Here is an 18,461-nt window from a genome sequence, read left to right as displayed (position 1 = left end):
CGCTCAGTTCATCCGCCCCAGGACCTCCCGCACCTTCCGGACGTCCCGCAGCCGCTGCTCGTACGTCGCCCCGAGTGCGAGCAGCAGCAGTCCGGCGAGCGCGGGAGGCACCCAGCGGGGGAGCGCGTCGGCGGCCTGCACGAGATACGGGGCGAGTTCGTGCAGCGCGTCCAGGACGAGCACCGAGCCGCCCAGCACCAGGAGCGCCTGGAGCCGGTGCCGGGCGCCCACCAGGGTGACCAGCAGCGCGGCCGCGCCCAGCAGCAGGGGACGGGTCCACTCCGGGTCGCTCCAGGCCGCGGCCAGGCTCGGCAGGAGGGTGGCGGCGAGTCCGGGGCCGTACGCCGTCCAGGACGAGGACCGCGGGTCACGGCGCCGGCGCACCACGCCCACCAGCAGCGCGGGGACGGTGACCGGCAGGGTGTACGCCTCCGGGACGCCGACCCGCCAGGCCGCCAGCCGCACCCAGGCGGCCAGCACGAACAGCACGACCGCCGCGTACCCGACGCGGCGCCGGTCCGGACGGACGGCCGTGCCCGCGGCGATCACCGCGCACAGGGACAGCACCAGGGCGAGCAGGGGCAGGTCGGGCAGCGCCAGACCGACGGCGACCAGGCCCGCGACGGCACCCGTGATCTCCACCGTCAGCGTGGTGGCGGGGGCGGCGATCCGGGGCGCGAGCAGGGCCGCCGTCGCCGGGACCACCAGGACCAGCAGGGCGATGTGCTCGGGCCGCCAGCCGGCCGAGGCGCCCACCGCGCAGGCCAGCGCCGTGGCGTACCCGAGGGAAGCGGCGGCCGGCGCCGGGGCGGACCGTCCGCGCAGCGCGGCCGCCGCGAACAGGGCGGTCAGCGTGGCCAGGACGGTCAGGGTGGCCGGCTCGGCGGCCAGGGAGAGGAGGCCGAGGCTGAGCGAGGTCGCCACGGCGAGAGAGGCGGCCAGGGGCGTGCCGCGCCACAGCAGCGCCGCGAGGAGCAGCCCGAGCAGCGACAGGCCCGCCGCGTAGGGCAGTTCGAGCGCGGCCGGGAGGGCGATCGCCGCCGCCCACGCCGGCACGAGCGCGTAGGGACGCCACCGTGCGTCGCCGCGGACCGCGAGCAGCGCGGCGACCACGACGAGGACCAGCGGAGCGGTGGCCGAGTGCGGCGGCCAGAACGCGTCGGCCGTCACCGCCGTCCGCGCGTCCCCGGGCGCTCCCGCCCAGACCCGGTCCAGCCACACCGCCGGCCCCAGCAGCGCGACACCCGCCGCGGGCGCCGCCCACAGCGCGGCGCCGCCCTGCACGGCGTACGAGGCCAGAGCGAGCCCCCGGCGGACCGGCGCCGTGCCCCGCGCGACGAAGAGCAGCGCGCTACCGCAGGCCAGGCACGCGGGTACGACCCACTCACCGGGCAGCGACACCCGCAGCACACCGCCGGCCCCGGCGACCGCGCACAGCCCGGCCGCGGTCGCCGTACCCGTGGCGAGGGCGGTGTGCGGCGCGAACCGTGCGACGCCCAGGGCGATCGCCGCCGCGAGAAGGAGGAGCGCCGCCGCACGGGCGGCAGCGCCCAAACCGGTCGCGTCCAGCGAGAGCGCGGCGGACGCGAGCACGCCGTAGCCGCCCACCGCGAACCCGCACACCAGGGCGACCGGCCGCAGGGGCCGCGCGGACACCCGCAGCGCCGCCACGGCGTCGGCCGCGGCCGTCAGGAGCAGCGCCGCCGTCACCGCGTACGTCCCGCCACCCGCCGCCACCACCCAGAGCGGCAGCGGGAGTTGGCCTGCCACCAGGGCGGCCGGACGGGGCAGCCGCAGCCCGTCGAGGGCCGTGCCGTACCCCGCCCAGAGCGCCCCCAGCACCGTGGACGCGAGCGCCGCGTACGTGACGCCGTCCGCCGTCGCGAACGCGGCCTCGTACAGGGCGTAGGCGTCCAGGACCGTCAGGGCGAGGCCGAGCCCCGCGACCGACTCGGCGGTCGAGCGCAGCCCGCGCCGCAGCAGCGCCACCGGCGCGCCCAGCACGGCCAGCGTGACCCCGCCCAGCACCAGGGAGCGGCCCGTGATGCCCAGATGACCCCAGCTGACCAGGGTGAACACCATCGCCGCCACGGTGAGCAGCACGCCACCGAGCAGCAGCAGGACGTTCTGCACTCCGGGTGCGGTGGCCTCCGGCCGGGGGGACGGGGACGTCGGCGCGGGCAGGGGCCGCACCGGTTGGAGCACGGAGACCAGCCAGGCCCGTCGGGCCAGCAACTGGGCGCGCCGGGCGTCCAGTCGGTACAGCTCGGCATCGAGGATCCGCAGTTCCTCGGCCGGAGGCGGAAGGGACGTCATGCCAGGAGTGTGGGTCGCGTCACGTTCACGCGGCATGCGTACGGGTACTCAGAACGTACTCAAATGCCGTCCGGCGGACCCCCGTACCGGCACACTCGGCCCATGGACTGGACCCGTTACCGCTTCCTCAGCCTGTGGGCCCTGCCCGCGCCGCCCGCCGCCGTGTACGCCGAGCTGGAGCGGGCCGAGGACTATCCGCGCTGGTGGCGCCAGGTCCGCGAGGTGAACCGGCTCGACGACACCACCGGGGTCATCCGTATCCGCTCGTTCCTGCCGTACGACATCACGTTCACCGCGCGCGAGACGCGCCGCGATCCGGCGGCGGGCGTCCTGGAGATCGCGATGTCCGGCGACATCGAGGGCTGGGCCCGCTGGACGCTCACCGCCGGCGGCCCCGGCACCCTCGCCCGCTACGAACAGGTGGTCGAGGTGCGCAAGCCGCTGCTCAGACGGTTCGCGGTGCCCGGGCGCCCGCTGTTCCGGGCCAATCACCGGCTGATGATGCGGACCGGGCGGCGCGCCCTGGCCGCCCGTCTGGAAGCGGTTTGAAGGAAGCGTGCCGGGACCTGTATGGTTCAGTGCGTTCCCGGGCGATTAGCTCAGTGGGAGAGCGCTTCGTTCACACCGAAGAGGTCACTGGTTCGAACCCAGTATCGCCCACCGGGAAAGAGCCGGTCCGCGTATCGCGGACCGGCTCTTCGCGTACCGGCCCCGACTAGGCCGCCGCCGGCAGGTCCGGGCGGACCGGCCACGACGTGTCCACCGTCTCCGGGTTGCCGCTGCGCGCGAACCACGCCTGCAGGCCGCGCGCCTGCGCCGCGAACCAGGTCGTCTGGAGCGCGTGCAGCTCCGCGGGGGAGAGCCGCTCCAGCCGTGCCGAGAAGCGCCGGCCCACGGCCCGCACGACCTCCAGCGCGGCCAGCGCGTCCGCCGCCGCGTCATGCGCGTCGGCCAGCGACACGCCGTAGTGCCCGCACAGGTCGGTCAGTGTGCGCCGGCCCTTGCGGTAGCGGTCCAGATGCTTGTCCAGCACCCGGGGGTCCAGCACCCGCAGCGGCGCCGGTTCCAGCCAGTGCCCCAGCGACGAGGCCCGGTGCCGGCGCAGCTCGCGATCCAGCAGGGTCAGATCGAACGGCGCGTTCATCACGACCAACGGCCGTCCCGCCGCCGCCTGTTCGGCGAGCAGCTCGGCTATCTCGAACATCACCGGCGCCGGCCAGCGGCCGTTGCGCCGGAGATGGTCGTCCGTCAGCCCGTGCACCGCCGTCGCCTCGGCGGGCACCGGCACGCCCGGGTTCACCAGCCAGCGGCTCACCCGCGGCCGTACCCCCGGCGCGTCCTGGACGACGAGGGCGGCCGACACTATCCGGTCGGCCTCCACGTCGACGCCCGTCGTCTCCGTGTCGAAAGCGGCCAGCGGGCCCTCGTACCAGTACGACATACCAACACAACCCCTCGTTCACCCACGGCAGCTGACGCACCGTCTTCTGCCTGTTTGGTGATACCCGGGCTGTTTGCGCACTACGCCGGAAGGACACAACAGGAGTACGGGTCTTTGCAGTTCAGCGGCCCGCGGCGGGATTTTCACCGGGGTTCACCCGGCATTTCGTTCGGCCCGGTTCCGGGCATCTCACTTGTCGTGGAAGGCAGTTGGTCATGGCGATAGCGCAGCCCGAGCGGGGCGGGCTGCTGCCCGAACAGACGGGCCCCCATCGCGGCACACTCGCCACCACCGCCTGCATGGAGACACTGCAGGTCGGGTACTTGCACGCGGTCGCGGCGGCCGCCGGCTGCTCGCTGTCCCAGCCGTTCCCGGACAACGGCATCGACTGGCACGTCAGTCACAGCGCCCCCGGGCACACCGTGGACGACGAGGTCACCATCAAGGTGCAGCTCAAGGCCACCTACCAGATACCGCCCGGTCCGCCGGGCCGGTTCTTCTCCTTCACCCTCGACAACGACCACCTGCGCAAGCTCGCCCGCACCCCGGTGTCGGTGCACAAGATCCTGGTCGTGATGATCGTCCCCCGCTCGCAGGACCAGTGGCTGCGCGCCGGACACGACCGCCTCGACCTGCGGCACTGCTGCTACTGGGTCAACCTGGCCGGGCACCCGATCACCGGGCGGACCCGGACCACCGTGCGGATACCGACCTCACGCATCTTCGACGACCGGGCCCTGTGCGAGATCATGACGCGGGTCGGTACGGGAGGCAGACCATGACCCACCGGCCCCTCGACGAGCCCCTGAGGGCGGTACGGCCGCACCCCGAGCTCTGCTGGGACCGGGCCCCCGAGCCCGGCGAGGTCGACCCGGCCGTCCTCGGCGCCCTGCTGCGCCGGCACGGCTGGCAGCGGCGCGGCGGCGCCGCCGGACGCTACGGCCGCTGGACCCCACCCGGGCCCGGCACGGGCGGCACGAGCCTCCTCGTGCCCGAGAGCCGGGCCTTCCCCGACAGCGACGACCTGCTCGGCGAGGCGCTCCAGGCGCTCGCCCGCAGCGGCACGCCCTCCGCGCGCGAGGTGCTCGTCGGGCTCGCCGTGCCCAGCGACGAGATCCGCTGGTGGCGCGACACCCCGCACGGGCCCGCCGGGGCCGCGCCCTGGACCGTCGAGGAACAGCTGCGCGGCGCCGCCCGCCAGATGCTCCTCGCCGGCGCGCTCGCCACCCGCGCCCGGGCCGGCTACTACGGCGCCCGGCACCGCAGGGCCGCCTCCGCCCTGCTCGACCAGGTCCTGGTCGGCTCCGGGGCCGGCGGCCGCCGGCTGACCGCCTTCGTGCCGGCCGGCACGATCCGCCCCCTCGCCGTCCGCCTCCACCAGGCCCTCTACGCGGTCCGTGAGGCCATCGACTACCAGCGGGCCACCGGCGGCATGGACGCCTTCGACGGCGCCGTGGAGGCCGGCGCCAGCCGTGAGCTCACCGACGCGCTGATCGCCCTCGTCCGCGGCACCGAGGGCGCCCGGGTCGCGGTGGAGTGGTCCCCGGCCGCCGGAGTGCCCGAGGACTGCGCCGCCACCAACGAGCCCGTCGAGTTCTCGCCCGGCGACCTGCCCGCGCTGCGCGAGGCCGGCGCCCGCTATCTGCGCGAGGAACCCGCCGTGTCCGTGCGGATCACCGGCACCGTGGTCCGGCTGCGCAGGTCGGGGCCGCGCGGCGAGGGCAGCGTACGGCTGCGGGTGCTCGCCGGCGCCGAGGTCCCGCATGTCCGGCTCACCCTCGACGAGGAGGACTACCGCACCGCCGGGCAGGCCCACCTCGTCGGCCTGCCGGTGCGGGTGCAGGGGCGGCTGGAGAGCAGGGGCGGCTTCCGCAGGCTCACCGGCGCCTGCGGGGTCGTACCCGTCCAGGTCGACGACGCCGAGCGGGACCGGCTGATGAAGTCCCTCCAGGAACATCTCGACTTCTTCGAGGAGGCCTGCGGCGGGGAGTACGACGGGGACTGAGGCCGCTGCGGGCCGCGGGGGGACAGGACTCGTTTCGCGGTCGGCGGGTGCGGGTCGGTACGATCCCCTAATGCGCGCGCTCCCGGTATGGCGCCGCACCCCACCTGCAGTCAGGAGAGACCGGTGTCAGACGTCCGTGTGATCATCCAACGCGATTCCGAGCGGGAAGAGCGCACGGTGACGACGGGCACCACGGCCGCCGACCTCTTCGCCGGCGAGCGTTCCGTCATCGCCGCGCGCGTGGGCGGCGAGCTCAAGGACCTGTCGTACGTGCTCTCCGACGGCGAGGAGGTCGAAGGCGTCGAGATCTCCTCCGAGGACGGCCTCAACATCCTGCGCCACTCCACCGCGCACGTGATGGCCCAGGCCGTGCAGGAGATCTTCCCCGAGGCCAAGCTGGGCATCGGCCCGCCGGTCAAGGACGGCTTCTACTACGACTTCGACGTCGAGAAGCCGTTCACGCCCGAGGACCTCAAGGCCGTCGAGAAGAAGATGCAGGAGATCCAGCGGCGCGGTCAGCGCTTCGCCCGCCGGGTCGTCACCGACGAGGCCGCCCGCGAGGAGCTCGCCGACGAGCCGTACAAGCTGGAGCTGATCGGCCTCAAGGGCTCCGCGTCCTCCGACGACGGCGCGGACGTCGAGGTCGGCGCCGGTGAGCTGACGATCTACGACAACCTCGACGCCAAGACCGGCGAGCTGTGCTGGAAGGACCTCTGCCGCGGTCCCCACCTGCCCTCCACCCGTCTCATCCCGGCGTTCAAGCTGATGCGCAACGCGGCCGCCTACTGGCGCGGCAGCGAGAAGAACCCCATGCTCCAGCGCATCTACGGCACCGCCTGGCCGTCCAAGGACGAGCTGAAGGCGTACCTCGACTTCCTCGCCGAGGCCGAGAAGCGCGACCACCGCAAGCTGGGCGCCGAGCTCGACCTGTTCTCCATCCCCGAGCAGATCGGCTCCGGCCTCGCCGTCTTCCACCCCAAGGGCGGCATCGTCCGCCGGGTGATGGAGGACTACTCGCGCCGCCGCCACGAGGAGGAGGGCTACGAGTTCGTCTACACCCCGCACGCGACGAAGGGGAAGCTCTTCGAGACGTCCGGGCACCTGGACTGGTACGCCGACGGCATGTACCCGCCCATGCAGCTCGACGAGGGCGTGGACTACTACCTCAAGCCCATGAACTGCCCGATGCACAACCTGATCTTCGACGCGCGGGGCCGCTCCTACCGCGAGCTGCCGCTGCGCCTGTTCGAGTTCGGGACCGTGTACCGGTACGAGAAGTCCGGCGTGGTGCACGGCCTCACGCGCGCGCGGGGCTTCACCCAGGACGACGCGCACATCTACTGCACCCGTGAGCAGATGTCGGAGGAGCTCGACAAGACGCTCACCTTCGTCCTCGGTCTGCTGCGCGACTACGGTCTGACCGACTTCTACCTGGAGCTGTCCACCAAGGACCCGGAGAAGTTCGTCGGCTCCGACGAGGTCTGGGAGGAGGCCACGGAGACCCTCCGCCAGGTCGCCGAGAAGCAGGGCCTGCCCCTGGTGCCCGACCCGGGCGGCGCCGCCTTCTACGGGCCGAAGATCTCCGTCCAGACCAAGGACGCCATCGGCCGCACCTGGCAGATGTCGACCATCCAGCTCGACTTCAACCTGCCCGAGCGCTTCGACCTGGAGTACACCGGCCCCGACGGTGCCAAGCAGCGCCCGGTGATGATCCACCGCGCCCTGTTCGGGTCCATCGAGCGGTTCTTCGCGGTGCTCCTGGAGCACTACGCGGGCGCCTTCCCGGCCTGGCTCGCCCCCGTCCAGGCGCTCGGCATCCCGATCGGCGACGGGCATGTGGAGTACCTGGAGAAGTTCGCCGCGGCCGCCCGCAAGCAGGGGCTGCGCGTCGAGGTCGACGCGTCCTCCGACCGCATGCAGAAGAAGATCCGCAACGCCCAGAAGCAGAAGGTGCCCTTCATGGTCATCGCGGGCGACGAGGACATGTCGAACGGCTCGGTGTCCTTCCGCTACCGCGACGGCTCGCAGGAGAACGGCATCCCGTTCGACGAGGCCATCGCGAAGATCGCGAAGGTCGTCGAGGAGCGCGCGCAGGTCTGATCCGGCCGTAGGAGGGCCCCGGGCGGTCAGCTCGCCGGGGGCCCTTCGCCGTTCTCGCGGTCGCTCTCCAGCGAGAAGACCTGGACCAGCCACGACGAGAACGAACCCGTCACCGCGCCCAGCAGCGCCAGCCCGCACGCCATCAGGCCCACCGCGATCGTCCGGCCGCCGGTCGTGACCGGGACGACATCGCCGTAGCCGACCGTGGTCAGCGTCGCGCACGCCCACCACAGCGCGTCCCCGAAGCTGTGCATCTCGGTGCCCGGTGCCCCCCGCTCCCGGTCGTAGACGGCGAGCGCGCACGCGAAGCCGAGCAGCATCGTCGTCAGCCCGGCGTAGGTGATCACGCGCGCGTACAGCGACAGCCGGGGTTCCCCGTGCCGGTGCTGGACGGCCTCGTACACCTTGACCACCCGCAGCGGCCGCAGCAGGGGCAGTGCGACGACCACGGTGTCCACCTTGTGCGTGGGGACGAACCGCAGCCCCTGTCCGCTGAGCCGCCAGCGCACCCCGTAGTCGACGGCGAACAGCGCCCAGGTGAGGGACAGCAGCGCCGTGCACAGATCCCGCCAGCCGCCCGGCAGGTCCTGGGCGAGGACCAGGACCGCGTACAGGGCGAGGAACAAGAGAGAGGCGAAGGCGAGGGGGATTTCGGTGCGCTGCTCCCAGCGCGCCTGACGGCTGACTTCGTCCATCGGGCCAGCTTCGCCTGCCGGGCTTTTCGCGCAGCCCCGGCGACACGCCGCGAACGGGCGAAGCCATATGCTGCCTTGCATGACGAGTGAGCCGGAGCAGCAGATCGGAGTGGGGACGCAGGACGCGTTCCAGCGCCTGTGGACGCCCCACCGGATGGCCTACATCCAGGGTGAGAACAAGCCGACCGGTCCGGGGGCCGACGACGGCTGCCCGTTCTGCTCGATCCCGGCGAAATCCGACGAGGACGGGCTGATCGTCAAACGGGGCGAGCACGTGTACGCGGTGCTCAACCTCTACCCGTACAACGGCGGCCACCTGATGACCGTGCCCTACCGGCACGTCGCCGACTACACCGAGCTGACCGGTCCCGAGACCGTCGAGCTGGCCGAGCTGACCAAGCAGGCGATGACGGCCCTGCGCACCGCGTCCGGCGCGCACGGCTTCAACATCGGCATGAACCAGGGGACCGTGGCGGGCGCGGGCATCGCGGCCCATCTCCACCAGCACCTCGTGCCCCGCTGGGGCGGGGACACGAACTTCATGCCGGTGGTCGGCCACACGCGCGTGCTGCCGCAGCTGCTGGCCGACACCCGGAAGATGCTGGCGGAGGCCTGGCCGGCGTGACCGTCGGCCTGTCCGGCGTGACTGTCAGCCTGTCCGGCGCTTGAGGACGAGGCCCCTTCAGGGCCGAAGCGGGGTCCGGGGGCGCAGCCCCCGGGGCCGGCCGCCGGAATCACCCGCACGGCCCGGCCCCACCGCCGGAGGCCTACGCGTCGTACGTGTCGGCCTTGCGCGGCGACACTTCCTGCACACCGCCGCTCAGGACCGACGAGCGCGAGCTGAACTTCTCCAGGTCCACGTCGTGCTCCTTGAGGACCCGGAACGCGGCCCGGTGCACCGCGCGCAGCACCGGTGTGGCCGTGCGCAGCGCGTCATCGGCCATGAAGCGGTGCCGCCAGGGCTGGTCGGCCCAGGCGTGCCGCAGGCCGAACGGCTCGGGCAGACCGATCGAGCCGCCCAGCCACTTCAGCAGCGGCGGGTACCAGCTGATCGTGGCCCGCGCGGCCAGCCGGACCACCTCGTCGGTGGTGACCAGGGGCAGCTTGATCGTCCGCGTCTCCCAGAAGCGGACGGTCTTGGCGACCTCCTTGGTCGGGGCCTCCGGCTTGCTGCCGAACAGACCGTTGACCGGGCCGAGCGCATGGCCGGTGACCTCGATGCGCAGGGTCTCCTTGAGCACGGTCACGGTGACCATCATGGTGAGGACCAGGTTGCCGTTGTACAGATGCGGCCACTGCACGCCGAGGTAGTGGCGGTCGCCGCCGTCGAACTGCTTGCCGTTGCAGATGTCCTCCACGGCCCGCGGCTTGACCTGGTACGCCTCGACGTCGGTCCCCTCGGGCCGGGTGACCTCCTTGGCGCCCTCGCCGACATGCGTGACGATCCAGTGCCGCACCTGCGGCTCGGGGAAGCCGCCGGTCTTCAGCCGCTGCCGGTGCAGCACGGTCAGCTCCTCGTGGATGGCCCGGACGACCGTCCAGCTGCGGAACTCGTGGACGCCCTTCACGGGGTCGAGCGGGGTCAGCTCCTCCGCCAGGGACCAGGCGCCCCAGCGGGTGCCCATGCCGAGGATGCCCTTGGGGCCGGCGTAGAAGACCGAGTTGGACTGCTGCTCGGCGCTGAGCCGGGCCAGGGACTGGCGCAGCTGCTCGGCCGCGGCCTGGTCGGGGCTGGTCGGCACCGCCTCGGGGACCTTCGCGCCGATGCTGCCGCCGGACAGCAGCCCGCCCCAGCGCTCGCGCAGGTCCTTCGCGGTGCGCTCGCAGACCCGCTTGGCCAGGAACCAGCCGGCCACCGGGGCCACGATGCAGCCCCGCGCGTACCACCCCCAGAAGCCGGTGAACGGCACCCGGACCAGGAAGATCACGGCGAGCGCGGCGACCGCGACGAGGAGACCGGTGCCGAGTCCGGAGATCCGCTTGTTGTCCGTCTTGGCCATACCGGCCCGGAGCTGGAAGACGAGCAGCCACACCAGCAGTCCGGGCAGGAAGAGCACCCCGCACAGCAGCATGATGCCGGTCAGCGTGATGTCGCGCTGCCGGCGGATGCGGGAGGCCGCGAGGCAGTGCTCGACGACGACCTGGGGCTCGCTGCCGAAGGACTGGATGAGCGGCTTGCGGCCGACGCCCAGCATCCGGTCGATCACCGCCTGGGAGTACGCCTCACCGAAGTTGGGCCGGAAGATCTTCGCCCACTTGCGGCCCTCGTTGACCGTCGACTGGTGCCATTCGTTGTCGGCCTTCTTGATCTCCTCCATCGGGGTGTCCCGGTACGCCGCCGAGGCGAGCGCGAGCGTCGGGCCCTGCCCCGCTCCGCCCGTCCGGGGCACCTGTGGCCCGAAGAAGTCCTCCACGGTCATTCCCGCCCCCACTCGCCGCGATCCCGCTTCTGCGGCTTTCCCGACTTCCGTACTCGGCACACCTGTTGATCAGGTCATCAGCGTATCTCCAGCCACCGACATCCGTCGGCGGACGGCCGAAGCCGCCCGCCGAACCGGAGGATCACCTTCCCCTCTGGTCACTTGAGGCTGACGCAGCCTCAACCGCTAACCGGCCGCCGCCTGTTGCCGGACCTTCTCGGCCACCTGCGGAGGCATCGGCTCGTGGCGGGCGTACGCCCGGTGGAAACGCGCCGTGCCGTGCGACAGTGAGCGCAGGTCGACCGCGTACCGGCCGATCTCGATCTCGGGCACCTCGGCCCGGACGAGGGTGCGCCCGCCGGCCGTCTGCTCGGTGCCCAGCACCCGCCCGCGCCGCCCCGACAGATCGCTCATCACGGCGCCCACGTAGTCGTCGCCGACCAGCACGCTCACCTCCGCCACCGGCTCCAGCAGATGGATCCTCGCGTCGGCCGCCGCCTCGCGCAGCGCCAGCGCGCCGGCCGTCTGGAACGCGGCGTCGGAGGAGTCCACCGAGTGCGCCTTGCCGTCGAGCAGCGTGATCCGCACGTCGACCAGCGGATGCCCGCCCACGACCCCCCTGGCCGCCTGCGCCCGTACGCCCTTCTCGACGGACGGGATGAACTGCCGCGGCACCGCGCCGCCGACGACCTTGTCCACGAACTCGATGCCCGCCCCGCCCGGCAGCGGCTCCACCTCGATCTCGCAGATCGCGTACTGCCCGTGCCCGCCGGACTGCTTCACATGCCGCCCGCGCCCGGCCGACCGGTCGGCGAACGTCTCCCGCAGGGAGACCCGGTGCGGTACGACGTCCACCTGCACGCCGTAGCGGGCGCGCAGCCGCTCCAGGGCCACGTCCGCGTGCGCCTCGCCCAGGCACCACAGCACCACCTGGTGGGTGTCCTGGTTCTGCTCCAGGCGCATCGTCGGGTCCTCGGCGACCAGCCGCGCGAGGCCCTGCGAGAGCTTGTCCTCGTCGGGCTTGCTGTGCGCCTGGATGGCGAGCGGCAGCAGCGGGTCGGGCATCTGCCAGGGCTCCATCAGGAGCGGGTCGTCCTTCGCGGAGAGCGTGTCGCCGGTCTCCGCGCGGCTGAGTTTCGCCACGCACGCGAGGTCGCCCGCGATGGCGTGGGTCAGTGCCCGCTGCTGCTTGCCGAAGGGCGCGGACAGGGCGCCGACGCGCTCGTCGACGTCGTGGTCCTCGTGACCGCGGTCGGCCATGCCGTGCCCCGAGACGTGCACCGTCTCGTCGGGGCGCAGGGTGCCGGAGAAGACCCGCACCAGCGAGACCCGGCCCACGTACGGGTCGGACGAGGTCTTCACGACCTCCGCGACCAGCGGCCCGGCGGGGTCGCACAACTGCAGCTCGCGCGGCCTGCCGTCGACCGTCGTCACCTGAGGCGCCTCCCGCTCCAGCGGCGTCGGGAAGCCCCTGGTGATCAGCTCCAGCAGCTCGACCGTGCCGATGCCCTGCCGGGCGCCCTCGGCGGCGGGAGCGGCCGCCAGGACGGGAAAGAACGTGCCGCGCGCCACGGCTCGCTCCAGGTCCTCGATCAGCGTCTTGACGTCGACCTGCTCACCGCCGAGATAGCGGTCCATGAGGGTCTCGTCCTCGCTCTCGGCGATGATCCCCTCGATCAGCCGGTTGCGGGCCTCCTCCAGATCCGGAAGCTGGTCCTCGTCCGGTTCGGACTCCTCGCGCTCGCCCGAGGAGTAGTCGAACAGTTTCCGCGACAGCAGCCCGGTCAGCCCGGTCACGGGCGCGTGCCCGTCGGGAGCCTTGGGGCCGTGCAGCGGCAGATACAGCGGGAGCACGGCGTCCGGGTCGTCGCCGCCGAACGCCTGCGCCAGGAGCGGGGTCAGCTCCTCGAAGTCCGCGCGGGCGGCCTCCAGGTGCGTGACGACGATGGCGCGCGGCATGCCGACCGCCGCGCACTCCTCCCACACCATGCGGGTCGAGCCGTCCACGCCGTCCGAGGCCGAGACGACGAAGAGGGCCGCGTCCGCGGCGCGCAGACCGGCCCTGAGCTCCCCGACGAAGTCGGCGTATCCGGGGGTGTCCAGCAGATTGATCTTGATGCCGTCCCAGTCGACCGGCACCAGGGAGAGCTGTACGGAGCGTTGCTGCCGGTGCTCGATCTCGTCGTAGTCCGAGAGGGTGCCGCCGTCCTCCACGCGGCCCGCCCGGTTCACCGCTCCCGCCGTCAGCGCGAGAGCCTCCACCAATGTCGTCTTGCCCGATCCGGAGTGGCCGACCAGCACCACATTCCGTACGGACGCGGGATGGTCGGCCGCCGTAGCCCTGCCGGCGGCTCCGGGGTGGGTGTGTGCCTTGTCGCCCATTTCTTGCCTCCCGTGCACGGTGAGGTCCTTGGGGGCGCGGGCACGACGGCCCCGCGTGCGATGGCGGCTCCGGCGACGCCCGCGGTCCTTCGAGCTTTCCACTCCCGTCACCGCTCGTCCATACGGCGGACGGCAAGCCGGGCGGACGGCCGCGACCGGGCCGTGACCCGGATGCCGTCGTGCTGTGACACGGGGTGCGGGTGCCCGTCCGTCGCACACACGCGCGCGTGGCTACGATGGGCCAGCCGGTGGCCAGCAGGGCCGCGCGGCCAACCGAACCTCGGGAAGGCCATGCTGAACAAGTACGCGCGTGCGTTCTTCACGCGTGTCCTCACGCCGTTCGCCGCATTTCTGATCAGGCGGGGGGTCAGCCCCGACACGGTCACGCTGATCGGCACCGCCGGTGTGGTCGCGGGAGCGCTGGTCTTCTACCCCAGGGGAGAGTTCTTCTGGGGCACGATCGTGATCACGCTGTTCGTGTTCTCCGACCTCGTCGACGGCAACATGGCCCGCCAGCTCGGCCGGTCCAGCCGCTGGGGCGCCTTCCTGGACTCCACCCTCGACCGGGTGGCCGACGGCGCGATCTTCGGCGGCTTCGCCCTCTGGTACGCGGGCAACGGCGACGACAACGTCCTGTGCGCCGTCTCGATCTTCTGCCTGGCCAGCGGCCAGGTGGTGTCGTACACCAAGGCCCGCGGCGAATCGATCGGCCTGCCGGTCGCCGTCAACGGGCTCGTCGAACGGGCCGAACGCCTGGTGGTCTCGCTGGTCGCGGCCGGGCTCGCGGGGCTGCACACGTTCGGCGTGCCGGGCATCCAGTACCTGCTGCCCGTCGCCCTGTGGATCGTGGCCGTCGGCAGCCTGGTCACGCTGATCCAGCGGGTCGTCACGGTCCGGCGGGAGTCGGCGGAGGCGGAGGCCGCGGCGGCCGCGCAGCAGGACAGTGCCTCTCAGGACAGTGCCTCTCAGGGGAGTGAGGCGGCGAAGTGAGCCCCCAGGAGCGCCTGACCGACGCGCTGTACGGCCTCGGCTGGAGCACCGTGAAGAAGCTCCCCGAGCCGGCCGCGGTGCGCCTCGGGCAGACCGTCGCCGACCTGGCCTGGAAGAAGCGCGGCAAGGGCGTACGGCGGCTGGAGAGCAACTACGCGCGCGTGGTGCCGGACGCGGGCCCCGAGCGGCTCGCCGAGCTCTCGCGGGCGGGCATGCGCTCGTACCTGCGCTACTGGATGGAGTCGTTCCGGCTGCCCGCGTGGAGCGAGCAGCGGATCAGGACCGGCTTCGACCCCAAGGACGTCCACCACCTCACCGACGGCATCGCCTCCGACCGGGGCGTCATCCTGGCCCTGCCCCACATGGCGAACTGGGACCTCGCCGGCGCCTGGGTCACCACCGAGCTGGAGACCCCGTTCACCACGGTCGCCGAACGCCTCAAGCCCGAATCCCTGTACGACCGTTTCGTCGCCTACCGCGAGGGCCTCGGCATGGAGGTCCTGCCGCACAGCGGCGGCACCGCCTTCGGCACCCTGGCCCGGCGGCTGCGCGACGGCGGGCTGGTCTGCCTGGTCGCCGAGCGCGACCTGTCCGCCTCGGGCGTCCCGGTGGACTTCTTCGGCGACACCGCGACGATGCCCGCGGGCCCGGCCCTGCTCGCCCAGCAGACCGACGCCCTCCTGCTCCCCGTCACGCTCTGGTACGACGAGTCGCCCGTCATGCGGGGCCGCGTCCATCCCCCGATCGAGGTACCCCGGTCAGGTACGCGGGCCGAGAGGACGTCTGTCATGACACAGGCGCTGGCAGACGCCTTCGCCTCGGGCATCGCCGACCATCCGGAGGACTGGCACATGCTGCAGCGGTTGTGGCGCTCGGATCTCGACCCCGCGCGCCAAGGTCCCGGGGGGACCGCGTGAGGATCGGCATCGTCTGCCCGTACTCCTGGGACGTGCCGGGCGGCGTCCAGTTCCACATCCGCGACCTCGCCGAGTACTTCATCCGGCTCGGCCACGAGGTGTCCGTCCTCGCCCCGGCCGACGACGACACCCCGCTGCCGCCGTACGTCGTCTCGGCCGGCCGCGCGGTCCCGGTGCCGTACAACGGCTCGGTGGCCCGGCTGAACTTCGGCTTCCTCAGCGCCGCGCGCGTGCGCCGCTGGCTGCACGACGGCTCGTTCGACGTCATCCACATCCACGAGCCGACGTCACCCTCCCTGGGTCTGCTGACCTGCTGGGCGGCGCAGGGACCCATCGTGGCGACCTTCCACACCTCCAACCCCCGCTCGCGCGCGATGATCGCCGCGTACTCGATCCTGCAGGCCGCCCTGGAGAAGATCAGCGCGCGGATCGCGGTCAGCGAGTACGCCCGCCGCACGCTCGTCGAGCATCTCGGCGGGGACGCGGTCGTCATCCCCAACGGCGTCGACGTCGACTTCTTCGCCCGGGCCGAGCCCAGGCCCGAGTGGCAGGGCGACACGATCGGCTTCGTCGGCCGGATCGACGAGCCCCGCAAGGGCCTGCCGGTCCTGATGAAGGCCCTGCCGAGAATCTTCGCGGAACGCCCGAACGCCCGGCTGCTGGTCGCGGGGCGCGGCGACGCCGAGGAGGCGGTGGCCGACCTGCCCAGGGAGCTGCACGCACGCGTGGAGTTCCTCGGCATGGTCAGCGACGAGGACAAGGCACGCTTCCTGCGCAGCGTCGACCTGTACGTCGCCCCCAACACCGGTGGCGAGAGCTTCGGCATCATCCTCGTGGAGGCCATGTCGGCGGGGGCCCCCGTCCTAGCATCCGATCTGGACGCCTTCGCCCAGGTCCTCGACCAGGGCGCGGCGGGCGAGCTGTTCGCCAACGAGGACGCGGACGCGCTGGCCGAGGCGGCCGTACGGCTCCTGGGCGACCCGGTGCGCCGCGCCGAGCTGCGGGAGCGGGGCAGCGCCCATGTCCGCCGCTTCGACTGGTCGACCGTCGGCGCGGACATCCTGTCGGTGTACGAGACGGTCACGGCGGGCGCGGCGGCGGTGGCCGCCACCGACGACGACCGGGGCGGCCCGGGGCTCCGGGCCCGCCTGGGCCTGGCCCGCGACTGACGACGCGCGCGGCGGCCGGGGCCCCCGGCCCCCCGGCGACGGAGGTCCGTCCGCGACGGATCGCCGGTGCGGTGGTGTGGGGCGGGCCTGCGACCGGCTGTGGGTGTGGCGGCGAGGGGCCGCACGCCCGGGGGCGCTTCGCGGCCGACCCTGGGTGCGGCGATGCAGGTCCGTCCGTGAGGGATCGTGTGTGCGGTGGTGTGGGGCGGGCTCGCGACCGGCTGTGGGTGTGGTGGCGAGGGGCTGACTGCGGGGGCCGGTTTCTGGCCGCCTGTGCGCGGTGGCGAGGGGGCGCACGCCTGGGGGCGCTTCCCGGCCGACCCTGGGTGCGGCGATGCAGGTCCGTCCGCGGGGGGTCGTGTGTGCGGTGGGCTCAGGTTCGGCCGTGACCGGTTGGCTGTTGTCTCGCATGCGACCGTGCCGTTGTCGGCGCAGGGGGTGCCGATAGCCTTGCCCACCGTGACCGCAACCCTCATCTGGGCCCTCGTCGTCCTCGTCGCCGTCGGCCTGTACCTGAGCTGGACGGCGGGCCGCCTGGACCGCCTGCACTCCCGTATGGACGCCGCGCGCGCGGCGCTGGACGCCCAGCTGCTCCGCCGGGCGTCCGTCGCCCAGGAGCTGGCCACCTCCGGGGTCCTCGACCCGGCCGCCTCGATCGTGCTGTACGAGGCCGCGCACGCCGCCCGGCAGGCCGAGGAGGAGCAGCGGGAGGTCGCCGAGAGCGAGCTGAGCCAGGCCCTCAGGGCCGTCTTCGCGGACGCCCGCCAGGTGGAGATCGTCCGTGAGGCCCCCGGGGGAGAGGCGGCGACGCACGAGCTGACGGAGGCCGTCCGCCGCGTCCCCATGGCCCGCCGCTTCCACAACGACGCCGTCGGCGCCGCCCGCCGGCTGCGCGAGCACCGCAAGGTCCGCTGGTTCCGGCTGGCCGGCCACGCCCCGTTCCCGATGGCCTTCGAGATGGACGACGAGGCCCCCGCCGCCCTGGCGGACCGCGCCTCCTGAGCCGCCCGGACCGAAAACGATCCACCGCCTTCCCATTGGCCCTTGCTGTGGACTGGTCCCCTCCCGTTTCCTCGGTGATTGCACAATCCCCTCTTCCCTTCCAGTGAGGTCACCCGTGTCCACCACCGAGAACCAGGCTCCCGAGACCGGCACCGCGCGCGTGAAGCGCGGCATGGCCGAGCAGCTCAAGGGCGGCGTGATCATGGACGTCGTCACGCCGGAGCAGGCGAAGATCGCCGAGGACGCGGGGGCCGTCGCCGTCATGGCCCTGGAGCGGGTCCCGGCCGACATCCGCAAGGACGGCGGCGTGGCCCGGATGTCCGACCCCGACATGATCGAGGGCATCATCGAGGCCGTCTCCATCCCGGTCATGGCCAAGTCCCGCATCGGCCACTTCGTCGAGGCCCAGGTCCTGCAGTCGCTCGGCGTCGACTACATCGACGAGTCCGAGGTCCTCACCCCGGCCGACGAGGTCAACCACTCCGACAAGTGGGCCTTCACCACCCCCTTCGTCTGCGGCGCCACCAACCTGGGCGAGGCCCTGCGCCGGATCGCCGAGGGTGCCGCGATGATCCGCTCCAAGGGCGAGGCCGGCACCGGCAACGTCGTCGAGGCGGTCCGCCACCTGCGCCAGATCAAGAACGAGATCGCCCGGCTGCGCGGCTACGACAACAACGAGCTGTACGCCGCCGCCAAGGAGCTGCGCGCCCCGTACGAGCTGGTCAAGGAGGTCGCCGAGCTCGGCAAGCTCCCGGTCGTGCTGTTCTCCGCCGGCGGTGTGGCCACCCCCGCCGACGCCGCGCTGATGCGCCAGCTCGGCGCCGAGGGCGTCTTCGTGGGCTCCGGCATCTTCAAGTCCGGCGACCCGGCCAAGCGCGCCGCCGCCATCGTGAAGGCCACCACCTTCTACGACGACCCGAAGATCATCGCGGACGCGTCCCGCAACCTGGGCGAGGCCATGGTCGGCATCAACTGCGACACCCTCCCCGAGGCCGAGCGCTACGCCAACCGCGGCTGGTAGTCC

At 72.7% G+C, this 18,461-nt stretch carries 15 protein-coding genes and 1 tRNA gene; 11 read left to right on the top strand and 5 right to left on the bottom strand.

The window, feature by feature from the left end:
- Positions 1-3: 3 nt before the first annotated feature.
- Positions 4-2,316, bottom strand: coding sequence for an SCO7613 C-terminal domain-containing membrane protein (locus ACYQ8Q_RS09490; RefSeq protein ID WP_460063558.1), 2,313 nt, complete (start codon positions 2,314-2,316; stop codon positions 4-6).
- 102 nt (positions 2,317-2,418) lie between these two features.
- Between ACYQ8Q_RS09490 and ACYQ8Q_RS09485 the strand changes: the two genes are divergently transcribed.
- Positions 2,419-2,865: an SRPBCC family protein gene (locus ACYQ8Q_RS09485; RefSeq protein WP_460063556.1), complete on the top strand. Its 447-nt coding sequence runs from the start codon at positions 2,419-2,421 to the stop codon at positions 2,863-2,865.
- Between the two features lie 39 nt (positions 2,866-2,904).
- Positions 2,905-2,976 (top strand) — tRNA-Val (locus ACYQ8Q_RS09480).
- A 55-nt stretch (positions 2,977-3,031) separates the two neighbouring features.
- Here ACYQ8Q_RS09480 and ACYQ8Q_RS09475 read toward each other — a convergent pair.
- Positions 3,032-3,757 carry an exonuclease domain-containing protein gene (locus ACYQ8Q_RS09475; protein ID WP_460063554.1) on the bottom strand — a complete coding sequence of 242 codons (726 nt, stop codon included), beginning with the start codon at positions 3,755-3,757 and terminating at the stop codon, positions 3,032-3,034.
- A 215-nt stretch (positions 3,758-3,972) separates the two neighbouring features.
- Between ACYQ8Q_RS09475 and ACYQ8Q_RS09470 the strand changes: the two genes are divergently transcribed.
- From ACYQ8Q_RS09470 to thrS, 3 genes are all read left to right on the top strand, one after another.
- Positions 3,973-4,539: a DUF4365 domain-containing protein gene (locus ACYQ8Q_RS09470; RefSeq protein WP_055633424.1), complete on the top strand. Its 567-nt coding sequence runs from the start codon at positions 3,973-3,975 to the stop codon at positions 4,537-4,539.
- Positions 4,536-5,762, top strand: a complete 1,227-nt coding sequence (locus tag ACYQ8Q_RS09465) for a hypothetical protein (protein ID WP_460063552.1) — start codon at positions 4,536-4,538, stop codon at positions 5,760-5,762. The genes ACYQ8Q_RS09470 and ACYQ8Q_RS09465 overlap by 4 nt, the downstream gene beginning before the upstream one ends.
- Before the next feature lie 123 nt (positions 5,763-5,885).
- Positions 5,886-7,862, top strand: coding sequence for a threonine--tRNA ligase (gene thrS / locus ACYQ8Q_RS09460; RefSeq protein WP_460063550.1), 1,977 nt, complete (start codon positions 5,886-5,888; stop codon positions 7,860-7,862).
- A gap of 26 nt (positions 7,863-7,888) precedes the next feature.
- On the opposite strand, the gene ACYQ8Q_RS09455 is transcribed toward thrS, so the two are convergent.
- Positions 7,889-8,557 carry a potassium channel family protein gene (locus tag ACYQ8Q_RS09455; RefSeq protein WP_460063549.1) on the bottom strand — a complete coding sequence of 223 codons (669 nt, stop codon included), beginning with the start codon at positions 8,555-8,557 and terminating at the stop codon, positions 7,889-7,891.
- A gap of 67 nt (positions 8,558-8,624) precedes the next feature.
- On the opposite strand from ACYQ8Q_RS09455, the gene ACYQ8Q_RS09450 reads away from it, so the two are divergent.
- On the top strand, positions 8,625-9,182 hold the full coding sequence (locus ACYQ8Q_RS09450; RefSeq protein WP_358994800.1) for an HIT family protein: 558 nt from the start codon (positions 8,625-8,627) through the stop codon (positions 9,180-9,182).
- Between the two features lie 142 nt (positions 9,183-9,324).
- Here the strand turns inward: ACYQ8Q_RS09450 and ACYQ8Q_RS09445 are convergent, their stop codons facing one another.
- Positions 9,325-10,977, bottom strand: a complete 1,653-nt coding sequence (locus ACYQ8Q_RS09445) for a hypothetical protein (RefSeq protein WP_460063547.1) — start codon at positions 10,975-10,977, stop codon at positions 9,325-9,327.
- 186 nt (positions 10,978-11,163) lie between these two features.
- Entirely contained in the window at positions 11,164-13,359 is a 2,196-nt protein-coding gene (locus ACYQ8Q_RS09440) for an elongation factor G-like protein EF-G2 (RefSeq protein WP_460063546.1), read from the bottom strand.
- A 291-nt stretch (positions 13,360-13,650) separates the two neighbouring features.
- On the opposite strand from ACYQ8Q_RS09440, the gene pgsA reads away from it, so the two are divergent.
- The 5 genes from pgsA to pdxS all read left to right on the top strand — a co-directional run bounded on the left by pgsA (position 13,651) and on the right by pdxS (position 18,458).
- Positions 13,651-14,349, top strand: a complete 699-nt coding sequence (gene pgsA / locus ACYQ8Q_RS09435) for a phosphatidylinositol phosphate synthase (protein ID WP_460063543.1) — start codon at positions 13,651-13,653, stop codon at positions 14,347-14,349.
- Complete coding sequence (locus ACYQ8Q_RS09430; protein ID WP_460063542.1) at positions 14,346-15,266, top strand: phosphatidylinositol mannoside acyltransferase; 921 nt, start codon at positions 14,346-14,348, stop codon at positions 15,264-15,266. Before pgsA ends, ACYQ8Q_RS09430 begins: the two co-directional genes overlap by 4 nt.
- A complete protein-coding gene (locus ACYQ8Q_RS09425; protein ID WP_460063540.1) occupies positions 15,263-16,435 on the top strand; it encodes a glycosyltransferase family 4 protein in 1,173 nt (390 codons plus the stop codon). Before ACYQ8Q_RS09430 ends, ACYQ8Q_RS09425 begins: the two co-directional genes overlap by 4 nt.
- 459 nt (positions 16,436-16,894) lie before the next feature.
- On the top strand, positions 16,895-17,437 hold the full coding sequence (locus ACYQ8Q_RS09420; protein WP_460063539.1) for a LemA family protein: 543 nt from the start codon (positions 16,895-16,897) through the stop codon (positions 17,435-17,437).
- 115 nt (positions 17,438-17,552) lie between these two features.
- On the top strand, positions 17,553-18,458 hold the full coding sequence (gene pdxS, locus ACYQ8Q_RS09415) for a pyridoxal 5'-phosphate synthase lyase subunit PdxS (protein ID WP_067250098.1): 906 nt from the start codon (positions 17,553-17,555) through the stop codon (positions 18,456-18,458).
- Positions 18,459-18,461 lie beyond the last annotated feature (3 nt).

The sequence above is a fragment of the Streptomyces sp. YKOK-I1 genome (assembly GCF_054660435.1).
Note: the sequence above shows the minus strand (reverse complement) of the source record. Positions and strands in the feature narration are given on the sequence as shown.